Here is a 15,434-nt window from a genome sequence, read left to right as displayed (position 1 = left end):
GCAAAAGGTGTGGCGGGATTTCGGTCGTTCTGACATCAGGTTACCGATCGTCGTCGCGTTCGCCGGTATCTGAATCGTCGGTCACCGATCGCCTTCGCCTTCGCCGGTCTCCGCATCGGATTCGCCTGGTGGAGTCCCATCACCTGCATCGGACCCGCCAGGGAGGACGTGTGGATCGGCAGTATCGTCGCCGTGGACCGCGTCGTCGCGTTCGAACGCGTAGAAGGCGAGCCCCGCGACCACGAGCACGAGCAGGCCTGGGATCGGGACGGTCCCGATCACGATGTGGAGCGACAGCGCGAGGAGCATCGGGGCGGCGACGACGGCGGCCCACAGCCACGGGCGCTCGAACTCGAGGCGGTCGGCGTCCCGGTAGACGACGATGGTGGCGACGGCGACGAGAACGGCGCCGACGAGGGCGACCAGGAACTGGGCGGGATCTGCCATCACCTCGAGCAAGGACCGATCGGGGGAAAAGCGTTCTGAGACGACGGCTCGCTCTCGGTCGTCTCGCTCTCAATTATCTCACCCTCGCCCATCTCGCTTTCTCCCGTCTTACTCGAGCACGGCGACCGCCCGAACGGGGGCGCCGTCGGCGTTCGCGACCGCGAGCGGGTACGCGTGGACGGTGAACGCCTCGCCGGTGGGGAGCGCCTCGAGCCCCGAAGGTTCTCGAGGAGAACCCGGTCGTCGGCGAACATTGTACGGTGGAATGGGTAGCCGTCCGGTTCGTCCGGGGCGGGGTCGCTTCCTGGCGTCGGGTCGACGTTCATCGCGTCGATGCCGAGGTCGAGTTTGCGCTCGGCTAGCCAGTCGGCGGCCGACGCGGTCAGGTAGGGATGGTCGAACGCTCGATCGATTCCCCAGTGGGTTTCCCAGCCAGTTCGGCAGATGAGGAGGTCGGGGTCTCCGTCTACGTTCATACTTTCAGCCACCGTCCGCTCGAGGTCGCCCGCCCCGATCGGTTCTCGAGGCTCGAGCGGGCGGCAATCCGCGAGAACGGCCCGAAATCGGAACCGTTCCACGTCGAAGTGATCGAGCGTCGTGCCGTCCGCCCGCATGTGTGCGGGCGCGTCAACGTGCGTCCCCGTGTGAGAATCGAACGAGAGGTCCGTGGTCGCGTAGCCGTCGTCCGCGACGGTCGTCGCGGGTTCGACCGCGACCGGCGGCGAACCGGGGTAGACGGGCATGCCGGTCTCGAGTGGGTACGAGAGGTCGTGGACGGTCATCGACTCACGCTCCGTCCCCTTGCTCCTCGCTCGAGTCTTGCGCCAGTGGCTCGCTGCTCGAGTCGTGGTTGCTCGGCTCACCACTCACCTCGTCCTCGCCGCTCACCTCGCGCTCGAGCGTTTCGAGGAACGATTCGACGACCTGAGCGCGCTCCTCGGCGACGGCCCGCCCCTCTGGCGTGTACATTCGCTCGGGTAATCGAAGCAACTTCTTGTGAACGTGATTGACGCTGGTCGCGCCGGCGCGCGTGTCGTCCTTGGCCGGCGGGAGGCCGGGATCGTAAATCGTCGTTCCGAGTTCGCCCCCGTAGGAGAACGTGCGCGCGAGGCCGATGGCTCCGAGCGCGTCCAGGTTGTCGGCGTCCGAGAGGAGGCGTGCCTCGGCCGTCCGGGGGTCGACGTCGTTCGAGAAGCGGTGCGCGCGGATGCAGTGAGCGACGGCGTCGATCGACTCTGGAGGGTGGTCGACCGACTCGAGAATCGTCCGGGCCTCGCGGGCGCCCCACTCGGCGTGGTCGTCGATGGCGCCCGCATCTTCCTTCGGTCGGCCGATGTCGTGGAGAACCGCAGCCAACAGCAGTACGTCCTGGTCGACGTCCGTCCGTTCGGCAGCGAGGCGGCGCGCATTCGTTTCGACGCGCCTGACGTGGTGCCAGTCGTGGGCCGGCGTCACCGCGTCGTCGAAGTAGGTTCTGGCGACGGGACGAACCCGCTCGAAAACGTCGTTCATGGGCACTCGTTCGTGGCCGCCGACAAAATCGTTCGGGAACGGCTGCCGGGTCATCCTCGACCGGCCGCGCGAACTCGGGAGCTCGAGTGATCGAGTGACCGACGAACACCCACTCGAACGCCGGACTGTCTGACTAAGAATTAAGAGTCCGCCGTGCATGGGTGGATACATGGACGACACTCCACAGGAGATTACCTCGCTCGTCGGACGCGAGGTCTACTCGAACAACGGCGTCTTCGTCGGCGAAGTCGAGGACCTGCGACTGAACGTCGGCGGCGAAGCCGTCACCGGACTGGCACTGGGGGGACTCAACTACGAACTCTTCGGCGACGAAGTCACCACCGCTCGCGGCGTCATTCTGCCGTACCGGTGGGTACGATCCGTCGGCGACATCATCCTCGTGACCGACGTCGTCGAACGCGTCAAGGAACCGGACGAGGAAGAAGACGAACTGGTCGCGTAGGCTGGCGGTACGCGGATACGGATACGGACACGGACGCGGTTCACAAACTCGCTTCTATCTCTCCCGACGAGAACGGGCCGTCCTGCTCCCGTTACCTTCGCCCTCGACGCCCATCGCGTCGAACAGTGTTCGCTTCACGGCCTCCTCGGTCAGCGTCAGGAGCGTCTCGCGCGTGTCGTCGGAGATTTCGATTCCCGTGAAGATCCCGAGGGGAATCTCCGCGCTGGCTTGCGTCGAGTGGCCCGCCGTCTCGCCAATCTCGCCGTAGGCGTCGGCCAGCACGCTCCCGATGTTCATTCGGATGTCCTTCGAGCGAGCGGCGAGGAAGATGGTCTCCTCCGCCACCCCGAAGACGGCCGTCGTCGTCACGCCTTCCAGGTTCAGGAGGTGGCTCGCGGCCTGCATCAGCGCCTCCCGGTCGCGGACGAAGCCAGCGTTCGAGACGAGGTGGCTCCCCTGGACGTCCCGATTCGCGATGGCCTCGGCCAGCACGTCGAGCGTCTCGGGCGACATCGAGGGCGACTCGACTTGCTCGAGCGTGTCGTGGTTCGCGAAGGGATAGAGGTATGCGGCAGCAGTCAGATCGGCCGGCGTCGTGTCGCGCTTGAAGTCGAGGGTTTCGGCGCGGATGCCGTAGAGCAGCGCCGTCGCCACTTCCTCGGAGACGTTCATGTCGAACTCCTGGATGTACTTCGTCATGATCGTCGAGGTCGAGGACATGTTGGGTCGAATGTCGGTAAAGAAGGGCTCGAGACCCTCCTCGGGCTCGGCGTGGTCGATTAGCACGTCGACCTCGAGCGTGAGGTCCTCGGTGCTCGTGTGGTCGACGAGCGCGACGGTGTCGTAGACCGACTGGTCCTCGACGTCGTCCCACTGCAGAAGGTCGATGCCGAGTAAGTTGACGAACGCCCGGTTCTCCTGGTGGCCGATATCTCCGAGATAGATGATGTCGGATTCGATGCCGAGGTGGGCCGCGATCGCCTGCAACGCCGCTCCGCTGGCGATCGAATCGGGGTCGGGACTGGGCTGGGTGAGGATCGCCAGCCGTCCCGTCGTCTCCTCGAGCAGGCCCGCGAGGGTCGCGGCGTTGTGCTCGAGTTCGCCGGACTCGAGGGCCCGCAGCGCGGAGTCGGCGATAACTGTCGAGGGGTTGATGACGATGTCGGCCCCGAGGTCGGCGAGTTCGTCGCCGGAGACGGGATCACTCGCGCGCGCGACGATGAACTGGTCGCCGTTGACGTTGCGAATGTGCTCGACGGCCTGTTTGTTGGCCTCGACGTCGGAGGCGAGGATGAGGACGACCGAGCGGTCGGCGACGAGGTTGGCAGCCTCGACCTCGCGAATGTCGGCGGTTCTGGCGTCGAGGTCCTGGTCACGGAGGGACTCGACGCGGTTTTCGTCGCGGTCGATGATCAGGACGTCTTTTCCCTGCTCGGCGAGTTCCTCGGCGACGGCGTAGCCGACGCTCCCGCACCCGAGGATCGCGTAGTCCGAAATCGACGAAATTGTAACCCCCGTACTCATGTGACAGTCCGGTTGAACCGACTGTACTTAACGTTCCCGAAGACGGTTACGGTTGTCGTTGCACTGTCCGGCCGATGGCGTGTCCGTGCGTGCCACATTGCTTCCTAAAGGAAACCTATTTGAGCGGCGGGCAAAAACTCGAATGTACAGGGCCGGTAGCTCAGTTAGGCAGAGCGTCTGACTCTTAATCAGACGGTCGCGTGTTCAAATCGCGCCCGGCCCGCTATCCTGTCGCGAACAAACCCGTGAGCGACAGGTACTGGATCCGGCGGGATTTGAACGCAGGGAGTGAAGCGAAGCGGAACGACCGTGTGTTCAAATCGTGCCCGGACCGCTTTCTGCGCTAGCGTATCGGACTCCGATTCAAGCGCTACCCTGCGGAAGAGAGACGTTCTGAGCCACAGAGGAAATTCGGGCCTGATGAAATCCTCGAGGTGCGACGTGTTTTCACAGTATCACTGAAGACACAGCGCGAATCTATCAATAGTTGAATGTCTATTAATTAGAAATTTATATAATAGAGGTGTCAAAAACAGTAACTATTAAACATGCACGACTATATTTTGTGTCTGGCTATGTCGCGAAAATTCAGCAGGCGTTCAGTCGTCAAATCGATCGGAATTGCCGCGACCGGAATCACCGGAACCGCGGCCCTGAGCGGTTCGGCGAGCGCGTTTAGCGACGGCGAGCGCGTCGAAGTTACCGCGAGCGCACTGAACACTCGGGAACAACCCGGCACCGACTCACCAATCGTCGCCACACTGAACAACGGCGAGGTCGGCGAGATTATGAACGGACCGATCGACAAGGACGGCTACCGGTGGTGGGGAGTCCACTGGCTCGACCGGAACGTGTGGGGCTGGTCGGTCGAACGGTACCTCCAGTCCACCTCCGGCGGTGGTTCGGAATCGGACTTCGACTGGCCGATTACCGGATACATTACGTCTCCGTACGGCGCTCGTCCTGGTCACTACGCAGTGGATTTCGGCGCTAACGGCAACATCGGCGAACCGATTTACGCGGCCCACAGCGGCGTCGTGGACGTCCGAAGTTACCAGGCGGATGGCTGTGGCTATTACCTCAAACTGGGGCACGGAAATGGCTACCAGACGATGTACTGCCACTTGAACAGCTTCGACGTGGTGCAAGGAGAGAGCGTCGCGCGTGGTCAGAAGATTGGTGGCATGGGCGACACCGGTAATTCGACCGGTCCTCACCTGCACTTCACGATCGAACGAAACGGCAACCACCTCTCGATTCCTGGCTACGACGGCGAAACCGTCACTGCAGGCACCAGAATACCGAAAGACTATCCCGATATCTGAACTTACAGCCTGCCGTAGTGTCAGTACTAGGTGAACCCACTGAGGCCGTCAGTGACGTTCGAGGGCTAAAGCGGTTTTACTAGCCGGTATCCGGATCCTACCGTCGGTACACCGTTTCTGGTTCTCTCGAGGAACCGGGAGAATTCGACCTCGGGAGAGTTTAACTGGAGAAAACGAGAAATGACCGCGATTATCGATGACTACAACCGGTTCGTGTTGACTCTGATGCCGTTGACGTACACGCAGAGGTCGTCCGTCGAGTCGACTTCGAAGGTCTCGATCTCGCCCGTGTAGTGCCATTCCGTCCACGAGCCGGTAAGGTACCAGTCGACCTCGCCGTCGCCATACTGCTCGCCTTCAGTCACGTAATGGGCGATCGACTCGTCCGGACGGATGTCACCGCTGACAGTGATCCGGTAGTCGCACTCGCCCTCGAGTCGAATAGTCTTCTCCGCCGATCCGGTGTCGTTGGACGCCCCGAGATCGTCCGGGTTCACCTCCTCTCCGTCGAGGTAGACGGTGAGCTCCTCGACGTTCTCGAGTTCGAACGCCTCGATCTCGCCGGTGAAGTACCACTCCGTCCACGAGCCGGTGAGGTACCAGTCGACCTCGCTGTCCCCGTACTGTTCGCCCTCGGTTACCCACTGGGCGATCTCGGGTGCCGGTTGGATGTCACCGCTGACGGCGATTCGGTACTCAGCTTCGCCCTCGAGACGGATCGGCGTTCCGTCGGGTTCCGTCGTCTCTTCTTGTTCGTCGTCGTTCCCAGGATTTTCGTCGTTCGTCTCCTCCGGTGCCCCGTCGCCGTCCGGGACCGGACACGTCCCGTTATTCGAGATGCCGCTCGTGGCCGGGCTTCCACTGATGGACGTTCCGGTGACGTTGATCGTCGAGTTCTCGATCTGAACGTCGCTCGAGTTCCGAACGCGGATGCCGTCTCCGGCTTTCTGAAGACAAAGATTGCGCAGTCGAGCACCGCTCCGACCGCTGAGGTAGATGCCCGCCTTCGAGGAGTCGCCGGTGATTGAGACGTTCTCGATGACTGTCTGTCCTGAGCCGCCCTCGGCGAGCTGAACAGCGTAAAAGTTGCTATCCTGGCGAATCACGCAATCGCGGATCTCGATTCCCTCGTGGGAATTCGACGTATAAATCGCGTGGGCACCACTCGGATCGCTCATCACGAACTCACAGCCTTCGATGGTGATGTCACCCGAAGTCGAGCTATTCGAGTTGATCCAGATACCGCGCGCCGCGCTCGCACCAGACCATCGTGCCGGTGGGGCTTGCGACTGGTTGAACACGGTATCTCGAACCGTCGTGTTCCCACCGATTCTGATACCCGTGTTCGTGTCCTCGAGGTAGCAGTTGTCGATCAACAGGTGACCGGGCATGTTGTGGAAGTACATCGAGTTGTTCGCGAAGCCCGAGACCGCTACGTTTCGCAGCGTCAGGTCACCCTCGGAGCCGACGATTTGTAGTCCGCCGCGATTCGACGAGTCGTCGACGGCCGCAGAGCCGTCCATCGCGCGGACGTTTTCAACGAGCCCCTGGGTGCTGCGTTCGGCGTCCATGTAGAGGAGCTCCGAGTTGGCGCGACTCGAGGGGTCGCTCATCCGCCCGACGAACTCGACGTTCCTGAACGTCCAGTCGCCGCCGTGAAGGAAGTTGACTGGGGCCGCGCCATCGGCGGACAAGTCGATGTCGATGCCGTCGATGGTCCAGCCGTTGCCCGTCAGGTGGAGGTACCCCTCGGTGACGTGGGATGGAACGACGAACGTTGCGTCCTCGCCAACCCACGTCCAGTTGTCCGCCCCGTTCCGGAAGGAATCGAGACGATACTCTCCTGGTGGAAAGTAAATCGTCGTACCATTCTCATGAACGGACTCGAGAACGTCGTTGATCGACGTGTTCCCGGAATTATCCGCACCAGCATCGACGATGTTGACGTCGGCTTCGGCGTCAGTGGCGGCCGCCGCCGTTCCTGCCCCGGCGGCTAGGCCAACGGCCGAGCCAGCGAGTTTGAGATACGAACGCCGATGGAGGATTCCATCAGTCGTTTGGCGTTGATTACGTTTAGGTAGCTGATCGCTACTCGAGTCGACCGGAGTGTCGCGTGCCATACAGTCAGGGGACTTTACCAATGATACATAAACTTTCTCGTCCAATAATTGGGCATTTGTTGTGATATTCAACGGTGTGTGAATGAATAGCTATTAATTAAGCCGTACATGAAAGAACTCTTGAGCTAATGTAAGTCGTCTCTGCGTCCGATTAGCATCGAAATACTCGATGCCCCTGAATGGAATTCTACGAAGATCGGACTGTTCTCGACGTTGTTCTCTCGAGGCGAACGAACCTGTTTAATCCGCATTACAGACCTTGATAACGGTCGTTCGACGAGTACCATCACTTCGATAGGAATACCGTCTTCTCGAGAACGAGTCGACATCGTCCCACCGACCGTCTATCACTCGTAGGCCACCGCAATCCGGCGAGCACGCCGCTAAACGTGGATTATATTCGCCACCTCGAGTCGTGTAGTAACCTTTAAACCAAAGTGCGCACAAATGGGGACCAGATGGCGAGTAACAAGATTCTCGGAATCGACCTCGGGACGACGAACAGCGCCTTCGCGGTGATGGAAGGCGGCGATCCGGAGATTATCGTCAACGCGGAGGGCGACCGAACGACGCCCTCCGTCGTTGCGTTCACCGATGACGACGAGCGCCTCGTCGGCAAACCGGCGAAGAACCAGGCGATCCAGAACCCGGAGAAGACCATCGCGTCGATCAAGCGCCACATGGGCGAGGAGGACTACACCGTGGAGATCGAGGGCGAGGAGTACACGCCCCAGCAGATCTCGGCGATGATCCTCCAGAAGATCAAGCGCGACGCCGAGGAGTACCTCGGTGACGACGTCGAGAAGGCCGTCATTACGGTCCCGGCGTACTTCTCTGACACCCAGCGCCAGGCGACCAAAGACGCCGGCGAAATTGCCGGTTTCGACGTCGAGCGCATCATCAACGAGCCAACGGCCGCGTCGATGGCCTACGGTCTCGACGACGACTCCGACCAGACGGTTCTCGTCTACGACCTCGGTGGCGGTACCTTCGACGTCTCCATCCTCGACCTGGGTGGCGGCGTCTACGAGGTCGTCGCGACCAACGGGGACAACGACCTCGGTGGCGACGACTGGGACCACGCGATCATCGACTGGCTGGCCGAGGAGTTCGAGGACGAACACGGTATGGACCTCCGCGAGGACCGACAGGCCCTCCAACGGCTCAAGGACGCCGCTGAGGAGGCCAAAATCGAACTCTCCTCGCGCAAGGAGACCGAGATCAACCTGCCGTTCATCACGGCCACCGACGACGGCCCCATCCACCTCGAGAAGTCCCTCACACGCGCGAAGTTCGAATCGCTCACCTCGGATCTGATCGAGCGCACGGTCGAACCGACCGAACAGGCCCTCGAGGACGCGGGATACGAGAAAGAGGACATCGACGAGGTCATTCTCGTCGGCGGTTCGACTCGGATGCCTCAGGTCAGCGAACAGGTCGAGGAGTTGATCGGCGAGGCGCCCCAGAAGAACGTCAACCCCGACGAGGCCGTCGCGCTGGGCGCAGCGATCCAGGGTGGCGTGCTGGGCGGCGAGGTCGACGACATCGTCCTGCTCGACGTCACCCCCCTGAGCCTGGGAATCGAGGTCAAGGGCGGCCTCTTCGAGCGCCTCATCGAGAAGAACACGACGATTCCGACCGAGGAGTCGAAGATCTTCACGACCGCGGCGGACAACCAGACGTCCGTCCAGGTCCGGGTCTTCCAGGGTGAGCGCGAACTCGCGAACAAGAACGAGATGCTCGGCGAGTTCCACCTGACCGGTATTCCGCCCGCGCCCGCGGGAACGCCCCAGATCGAGGTCACGTTCTCCATCGACGAGAACGGCATCGTCAACGTGAGCGCAGAGGACAAGGGAACCGGCACCAGCGAGGAGATCACCATCGAGGGCGGTGCCGGACTGTCGGACGCCGAGATCGAGCGCATGCAGCGCGAGGCCGAGGAACACGCCGAGGAGGACAAGCAGCGTCGCGACCGTATCGAGGCTCGAAACACGGCCGAGGCGACGATCCAGCGAGCCGAAACGCTCCTCGAGGAGAACGACGACGTCGACGACGACCTCCGCGAGAGCATCGAGGCCGCGGTCGACGATCTCGAGGAGACGATCGACGATTCGGACGCCGACGCCGAGGCGATCGAATCGGCGACCGAGGACCTGAGCACGGAGCTTCAGGAGATCGGCAAGCAGATCTACCAGGAGGCGGCTGCGGCGGGTGCCGGCGGCGCTGGTGGCGCAGGCGGTGCGGGCGCCGCTGGAGCCGGCGCGGGCATGGGTGGCGGCCCGAACCCCGGCCCCGGCGGTGCGGCTGGCGACGACGAGGGCGAAGAGTTCGTCGATGCCGACTTCGAAGACGTCGACGAAGAGGACGAAGACTGAGGCGGTTTCGTCGTTTCGTCAGATTGCCTCTGACGATGTCGACAAAACCGACGAAAGCGAGGAGGAACGCAGAAAGCTAATCTGAACCGACCGTCAGCGATCAGCTGATTTTCGCTGTCTCGCTTTCACGACTCTATCCTCGCTCGAGCAGTGAACGCAGAACGGTCGTTTCAAGTGTCTCAACGGTATACCAGTGGATAACGAATGAGCGAGGACTTCTACGACGTGCTCGGCGTGAGCCAGGACGCCTCCGCCGAGGAAATCAAAAAGGCGTACCGGAAGAAGGCCACGGAGTACCATCCGGACGTCAGCGACGATCCGGACGCCGAAGAGAAGTTCAAAAAGATCCAGAAGGCGAAGAAGGTGCTCACCGACGAGGAGAAGCGCCAGGCCTACGACCGGATGGGCCACGATCGGTACGAACAGGCTGAGAAACACGGGTTCGATGCCGGCGGTGGTGGCCCAGGCGGCATGGGCGGCGATCCGTTCGGCGGCATGGGCGGTATGGGTGGCATGGGCGGCGGCCTCGGCGACATCTTCGAGCAGGTTTTCGGCGGCGGTGGCCGCGGCCGCGGTCGCAACCGGCCCCGCAAGGGCCGAGACCTCCGAACGGGCCTCGAGATCGACCTCGAGCAGGCGTTCGAGGGCGTCCAAAAGCAGTTCACGGTCGAGCGCCCCGAGGCGTGTGAGACCTGCGACGGCGAGGGCCATCCGCCCGAGGCCGAGGCGTCGACCTGTCCGGAGTGTCAGGGTCGCGGGCAGGTAACCCAGGTCCAACAGACGCCGCTCGGCCGGGTCCAGCAGACGACGACCTGTCCCCGGTGTGAGGGCGAGGGGACGCTGTACTCCGAAACCTGCGACGACTGTCGCGGCGAGGGGTACGTTCGCAACGAGGCCTCGCTGTCCGTCGAAATTCCAGCGGGCATCGACGACGGCCAGACCCTCCGGATGGAGGGCGAGGGCGCCCCGAGTCCGAACGGGGGGCCCCACGGCGACTTGTTGATCGACATCTCGATCGCCGACCACCCCGAGTTCGAACGCGAGGGCGACGACCTCCACTACCAGTTGCCGATCTCGTTCCCGCAGGCCACCTTCGGCAACAGCGTGCAGGTGCCGACGCTCGAGGGATCAGTTGAATTCGAGGTGCCGAAGGGAACCCAGAGCGGGGAGACGTTCCGCCTCGAGGGCAAGGGGATGCCGCGCCTGCGGCGGTACGGCCAGGGGGACCTCTACGTCCGCGTGCAGATCGTCACGCCGGAGTCGCTCAACGACGAGCAGCGAGAGGCGCTCGAGGCGTTCGCCGAGGCTGGCGGTGAGGAAATCGAGGTGAGCGAGGGCTTCTTCGAGAAGATCAAGCGGAGTTTCTAAGTTCTCGTTTCTCGAGTCTCTCACTTCTCGTCTCTAATTCCTACATCCCTTCCCCCGAACCCACGCGAAAGTGACGGCGCTTTTGTAATCGCGGTGAGTAGGTCGGGTATGGAAACGCTGGCTGCGTGTTTCGAACGCGAACGACGGAGCGAGCGGCGGCACTCGAGGACGCAACCGGTCGAACGTACGACGCCCACTGGCTTCGTACCTCGGCGTGGAAGGCCGGGAACTTTCTGCGCCACACGGGCGTTCGCCGGGGCGTCACCGTCGGCGTCGTCGGATCGGGTCCGCTCGCGCTACTCTCGTTTTTCGGGACAGCGCTGCTCGAGTCCCGGACCAGGTTCGATCCGCCCCACGACCTGGGAGGGAGCGAGGATCTGCGAACGCTCGTCGCGCCGGTTAGCGACCTCGGGGAATACGCCCTCCCCGAAGGTGCTCAGCGAGTCGGTTACGGCGAGCGCCCCGACGATCCAGGAGTCCGTCACCTCGAGAGTGGTCTCTGGAGCGAGAACCCATCGTTTCCGCCGCTCGAGATCGATCCCGGGACGCCGTTGCTCGTCGACGGCCGGCGCAGGTACAGTCATCTGACGGTACTCGAGACGGCTACCGATGTCGTCGACGAGTGGGGGCTCGAGACTGGCGATCGGGTGGCGCTGCGGGCGCCTCTTTCGGATCCGCGAGCGGTCGTCGGGGGCGTCGTCGCGCCGCTGCTCGTGGATGCGGTCACCGTGCTCTCCGATTCGGATTCGGATTCGGATTCAGAGCCTCCGGTCGACGACGTCGATACGGACGTCGACTTCGTCGTTACGACCGAAGACGACCGCTCTCGCACAGCTGGCCCGGTACGGTCACTCTCTGCGATCCAACTCGAGTAGACGGCGTTCGATATTCTCGACCGTTCGAGCACTCGAGCGCTCGACTGTTCTGCGTGGTTGGTTGAGTCGATCGTATCCGCCCTGGTCGACGTCAGCCGTCAGCCGTCGGTCGGCGGGACGTACCGCTCGGCCGGCGTTCGTTCGCGACTGAACGCGGTCGACGCGAACACGAGCGCCAGCACGCTACACGAGCCACCGAGAACACCCACGACTAACGCGAAGGTCCCCGACGCGATCAGCGCCAGGACGAGTAACATCGGAGCGAGCGTCCCGACCGCTAGCCCAAGGACGAGTCGAAACGCACTGCGCATTCCGAGATTCCCTCTGAGGAACGCGAGGAGGCCCCCGTAAATCGACACCGGGCCGGCCAGCAGGACGAGGCCGGCCAGCAGGAGGCGGACGGTCGGGGCGAACAAGGCGAGTCCGCCGGCGACGACGAGTACCATCGCTCCCGCCAGTCGACGTGAACGGTCGCCGCTTCCCGTCTCACCTCGAGCCACGTCCCGTCGGTCGTCGAATGCGTTCCTAACCGTTTCGATTCGTGGCCCGACGAACCTGGTCGGACACTGACCTCGAGGCTCGGATAGAGCGATGAGACGATAATTGATTTCGAGAACGCGGATACACTATGCTCGAGGACACCCACAACATTTATGTCCAGGAACTGGAACGTATGGGAAACATCATTATCGGTGACGGTCATGAATGCGTGTATGACTCAATTGCTCCATCAGCTCCGGGGGGAGGGAGGGAGCACGCCGGGCGGTCCGTGGGGACGGCGAAACCGCGATCAACGTAGCGTTCTATCGCGAGGCACGCGATGATCGACCGCGCCGACCGAGGGCTAACGCCGGTACTCGCCCTGACGATCATCATCGGCATGGTCGCCGTCGCCAGCATCGGCATCGTCCTCGTGGGAACCGGGGCCCTCACGACGTCGTCGGACCAGCTCGAGGACGAACGCGTCGAACAGTCGTTCGTCAACCTCGGCTCGGAACTGAACACGGTCGCCGCCTCGAGCGACGACACGCGGTCGGTCGCGCTCGGCCTGGCAGACGCCAATGGCGGCGTCTCGCTCGTGGAATCGGGCCACATTACGGTGACCGCGTCCGGACTCGAGGACCCCATTATCGACGAACCCATTCGGGCGATCGAGTATCGCGACGGCGAGACGGTCGTCGCCTACGAGGGCGGTGGCGTCTTCCGCGGCACGGGCGCCCAGGCGAGAATCGTCTCCGCGCCACAGGCCGAGTATCGCCAGGACGCCTTCCGGCTGCCGATCACGCGACTCGAAGGCGTCGAATCGGTGTCGAACGACCGGGTTCGTCTCTCGAAAGTGCGGAGCGATCGGCCGAGCCACGATATCCCGAGCGTCGCGGGCCGGTTCGTCACGATCACGATCGAGAGCCCGTACTACGCTGGCTGGGCGGCCCACTACGAGCGACAGGTTGGCGACCAGTACGTGACGGTCGACCACGCGAACCAGACCGTCGCCGTCCTCCTCGGACAACCCGATCCCGACGGGTCCTACGACGGAGCGGTCACCGCCGTCGGGGACGTGCTCGATAACGGCGGGAACCCCTCCGTGAACGGCTCTATCTCGGCGACCGGAAACGTGAGTATCTCTTGCGAGGCGCCTGCCAACTGTACGGGCGGCGAAGAAGTGGACCTTCGGCCGCTCGACGACGACATCGCGTACCTGTTCGAGACGTCGGCGGAGGACGCCCGATCGATCGACGGATCGACCCTCGAGAACGGGACCTACTACGCGGACGAGTTGCTTCGAGACGACGACCTCGAGGTCGATCTGAGCGAGGGGGACGTGACGGTCCTCGTCGACGGGAACATCGGACTCGACAACGCGAAAATCGAGGTCGTCGACGGTGCGGGAACGGATCACGTTGCGAGGGTCTACACGACCGGCGACGTAGCCATGGGAGGCGGTAGTGGCGGCGTCACCGTCGAATCCGACGATCCCCAGCGCTTCCAGCTCTACGGAACCTCGGAGATGAAGTTCGCGATCGGCCAGGGGACGTTCACGGGAACCATCTACGCGCCACGGGACGAACCGGCCGAGGGGACGAACGAACTCGTTGACGAGTACCTGAACAACGCCGACTGCTCGCCCGAGGCCGACTGGGCCGACGTCTGCATCGGAACGGGGAGCGTCGACTTCACGGGATCGATCATTTCGGGGCCAATGTCGATCGCCCAGAACGCGGAGTTGACGTACGATCGGTCGCTTTCGACCGTCGAACCGACGATCGCGATCCCACCGGAGCACCTGCCACCGAAACTCAATCATCTGACGGTCGTCGTCCACGAGGTAGCCGTCGAGAGCGAGTGACGAGTAACCGGTCGTTCGCTCGACCGCTCTCTCGCCGTTTGTTTCAGGAACGTCGCCCAGTCAGCGCTTCGCTCGCGGGTGCGAACGAAATGGTCGACCCAAGTCCCTCCTCCGTCGCCCGTTCGTACAGCATCGCCGCGGCCGCGACGGTTTCGATCCCGGTCCCTCCACTGTCGAACACCGTGATCTCGTCGTCACTCGTTCGCCCAGACGCCTCGCCAACCACGATGTCGCCCAGTTCGGCGTGAACGTGATCTTCGGCTATCGCGCCGGCCTCGAGCGCCGCGAGAAACGAGCCTGCGTCGTAGGTCGCCCGGTCCCGAAGGTCGGGAACGTAGGTGGCCCGTTCGATCGTCTCCACGTCGAGTTCGCGCTTCTTCGGGTGATACTGCCCCATCGCCGTAACGTGGGTTCCGGGCTCGAGCAGCGAGCCGTCGAAGACGGGTTCGCTCGCCGTCGTCGCGGTGATCACGACGTCGGCACCCTCGACGGCGGCGGCGCTCGAGTCGACGGCCGTGACGCTGGCGGCGAGCTTGTCGTCGAACTCGGCAGCGAACGCCTCCCGATTGGACGCCGTCGGCGAGAAGACGCGAACAGTCTCGAAATCGCGAACGGTCGCCGTCGTGTGGACCTGTCCGCGTGCCTGCGGGCCAGTGCCGATCACGGCGAGCGTGGTGGCGTCCTGGCGAGCGAGTTCGTCGACGGCGACCGCGCCGGCGGCGCCGGTCTTGAAGGGGTTCATGTGGGCGCCGTCGAGCAGGGCGATCGGTTCACCGCTGTCGGCGTCGAACAGCGGCGTGACGAACCAGGCGTCGCCCGATCCGAACCCGGCGCTGTACATGTAGCCTCCCATCGCGCCGGTTTCCGGAAGGACGGCGGAGTAGGTCGTCAGGAGCCCACCTGGGTCGGCGCGAAAGAGTTTGGTTCGGGGTTTGGCGGATGCGCCGGCGCCGCGCTGGCGGTAGCCGTCTCGAACGGCAGTAACGTAGTCTGCGGGCGAGGCGAGGCCGACCGTCTCTTCGCTGGTGAGAAACAGGACGTCGGTCATACTCCCACGAGGAGACTGAGAGATAAAAAC

At 63.2% G+C, this 15,434-nt stretch carries 13 protein-coding genes and 1 tRNA gene; 7 read left to right on the top strand and 7 right to left on the bottom strand.

What is annotated here, in order from left to right; genetic code table 11:
- Positions 1-81: 81 nt before the first annotated feature.
- The 3 genes from AC6I65_RS11840 to AC6I65_RS11830 are packed head-to-tail and all read right to left on the bottom strand — an operon-like array spanning position 82 to position 1,959.
- Entirely contained in the window at positions 82-447 is a 366-nt protein-coding gene (locus AC6I65_RS11840; RefSeq protein WP_497902072.1) for a hypothetical protein, read from the bottom strand.
- Entirely contained in the window at positions 447-1,310 is an 864-nt protein-coding gene (locus tag AC6I65_RS11835) for a cyclase family protein (protein ID WP_497902071.1), read from the bottom strand. The genes AC6I65_RS11840 and AC6I65_RS11835 overlap by 1 nt, the downstream gene beginning before the upstream one ends.
- Positions 1,234-1,959, bottom strand: a complete 726-nt coding sequence (locus AC6I65_RS11830) for an HD domain-containing protein (protein WP_497902070.1) — start codon at positions 1,957-1,959, stop codon at positions 1,234-1,236. The genes AC6I65_RS11835 and AC6I65_RS11830 overlap by 77 nt, the downstream gene beginning before the upstream one ends.
- 169 nt (positions 1,960-2,128) lie before the next feature.
- Between AC6I65_RS11830 and AC6I65_RS11825 the strand changes: the two genes are divergently transcribed.
- Positions 2,129-2,422: a PRC-barrel domain-containing protein gene (locus tag AC6I65_RS11825; protein ID WP_254157076.1), complete on the top strand. Its 294-nt coding sequence runs from the start codon at positions 2,129-2,131 to the stop codon at positions 2,420-2,422.
- A gap of 54 nt (positions 2,423-2,476) precedes the next feature.
- Here AC6I65_RS11825 and AC6I65_RS11820 read toward each other — a convergent pair whose 3' ends face one another.
- Positions 2,477-3,946 (bottom strand): DHH family phosphoesterase, encoded by a 1,470-nt coding sequence (locus tag AC6I65_RS11820; protein WP_497902069.1) that lies wholly within the window; start codon positions 3,944-3,946, stop codon positions 2,477-2,479.
- 149 nt (positions 3,947-4,095) lie between these two features.
- Between AC6I65_RS11820 and AC6I65_RS11815 the strand changes: the two genes are divergently transcribed.
- Positions 4,096-4,169: transfer RNA gene (locus AC6I65_RS11815), tRNA-Lys, on the top strand.
- Positions 4,170-4,521: 352 nt separating this feature from the next.
- Positions 4,522-5,271 carry a peptidoglycan DD-metalloendopeptidase family protein gene (locus tag AC6I65_RS11810; protein WP_497902068.1) on the top strand — a complete coding sequence of 250 codons (750 nt, stop codon included), beginning with the start codon at positions 4,522-4,524 and terminating at the stop codon, positions 5,269-5,271.
- Between the two features lie 200 nt (positions 5,272-5,471).
- On the opposite strand, the gene AC6I65_RS11805 is transcribed toward AC6I65_RS11810, so the two are convergent.
- Positions 5,472-7,391 (bottom strand): right-handed parallel beta-helix repeat-containing protein, encoded by a 1,920-nt coding sequence (locus AC6I65_RS11805; RefSeq protein WP_497902067.1) that lies wholly within the window; start codon positions 7,389-7,391, stop codon positions 5,472-5,474.
- A 458-nt stretch (positions 7,392-7,849) separates the two neighbouring features.
- On the opposite strand from AC6I65_RS11805, the gene dnaK reads away from it, so the two are divergent.
- The 3 genes from dnaK (at position 7,850) to AC6I65_RS11790 (ending at position 12,009) form a co-directional block, all read left to right on the top strand.
- Positions 7,850-9,766, top strand: coding sequence for a molecular chaperone DnaK (gene dnaK, locus AC6I65_RS11800; RefSeq protein ID WP_497902066.1), 1,917 nt, complete (start codon positions 7,850-7,852; stop codon positions 9,764-9,766).
- Between the two features lie 204 nt (positions 9,767-9,970).
- Positions 9,971-11,134 (top strand): molecular chaperone DnaJ, encoded by a 1,164-nt coding sequence (gene dnaJ, locus AC6I65_RS11795; protein ID WP_497902065.1) that lies wholly within the window; start codon positions 9,971-9,973, stop codon positions 11,132-11,134.
- 125 nt (positions 11,135-11,259) lie between these two features.
- Complete coding sequence (locus tag AC6I65_RS11790; protein ID WP_497902064.1) at positions 11,260-12,009, top strand: hypothetical protein; 750 nt, start codon at positions 11,260-11,262, stop codon at positions 12,007-12,009.
- 98 nt (positions 12,010-12,107) lie between these two features.
- On the opposite strand, the gene AC6I65_RS11785 is transcribed toward AC6I65_RS11790, so the two are convergent.
- The gene (locus AC6I65_RS11785; RefSeq protein ID WP_497902063.1) at positions 12,108-12,509 is read right to left on the bottom strand and encodes a hypothetical protein; all 402 of its coding nucleotides are present in this window, start codon (positions 12,507-12,509) and stop codon (positions 12,108-12,110) included.
- 320 nt (positions 12,510-12,829) lie between these two features.
- Between AC6I65_RS11785 and AC6I65_RS11780 the strand changes: the two genes are divergently transcribed.
- The gene (locus tag AC6I65_RS11780) at positions 12,830-14,356 is read left to right on the top strand and encodes a DUF7289 family protein (protein ID WP_497902062.1); all 1,527 of its coding nucleotides are present in this window, start codon (positions 12,830-12,832) and stop codon (positions 14,354-14,356) included.
- A gap of 43 nt (positions 14,357-14,399) precedes the next feature.
- Here the strand turns inward: AC6I65_RS11780 and AC6I65_RS11775 are convergent, their stop codons facing one another.
- Positions 14,400-15,404 (bottom strand): ornithine cyclodeaminase family protein, encoded by a 1,005-nt coding sequence (locus AC6I65_RS11775; RefSeq protein ID WP_497902061.1) that lies wholly within the window; start codon positions 15,402-15,404, stop codon positions 14,400-14,402.
- Positions 15,405-15,434: the final 30 nt, after the last annotated feature.

Source organism: Natronosalvus sp. KLKA75 (genome assembly GCF_059736265.1).
This window is presented reverse-complemented; position numbering and strand designations above follow the sequence as displayed.

What these genes read in the sequence shown, in the direction of transcription:
- AC6I65_RS11805 (WP_497902067.1), bottom strand. Translation starts at nt 7,391, where the DNA reads ATGGCACGCGACACTCCGGTCGACTCGAGTAGCGATCAGCTACCTAAA.
- AC6I65_RS11780 (WP_497902062.1), top strand. Translation starts at nt 12,830, where the DNA reads ATGATCGACCGCGCCGACCGAGGGCTAACGCCGGTACTCGCCCTGACG.
- AC6I65_RS11820 (WP_497902069.1), bottom strand. Translation starts at nt 3,946, where the DNA reads ATGAGTACGGGGGTTACAATTTCGTCGATTTCGGACTACGCGATCCTC.
- AC6I65_RS11810 (WP_497902068.1), top strand. Translation starts at nt 4,522, where the DNA reads ATGTCGCGAAAATTCAGCAGGCGTTCAGTCGTCAAATCGATCGGAATT.
- dnaJ (WP_497902065.1), top strand. Translation starts at nt 9,971, where the DNA reads ATGAGCGAGGACTTCTACGACGTGCTCGGCGTGAGCCAGGACGCCTCC.
- dnaK (WP_497902066.1), top strand. Translation starts at nt 7,850, where the DNA reads ATGGCGAGTAACAAGATTCTCGGAATCGACCTCGGGACGACGAACAGC.
- AC6I65_RS11825 (WP_254157076.1), top strand. Translation starts at nt 2,129, where the DNA reads ATGGACGACACTCCACAGGAGATTACCTCGCTCGTCGGACGCGAGGTC.
- AC6I65_RS11830 (WP_497902070.1), bottom strand. Translation starts at nt 1,959, where the DNA reads ATGAACGACGTTTTCGAGCGGGTTCGTCCCGTCGCCAGAACCTACTTC.
- AC6I65_RS11775 (WP_497902061.1), bottom strand. Translation starts at nt 15,404, where the DNA reads ATGACCGACGTCCTGTTTCTCACCAGCGAAGAGACGGTCGGCCTCGCC.
- AC6I65_RS11840 (WP_497902072.1), bottom strand. Translation starts at nt 447, where the DNA reads ATGGCAGATCCCGCCCAGTTCCTGGTCGCCCTCGTCGGCGCCGTTCTC.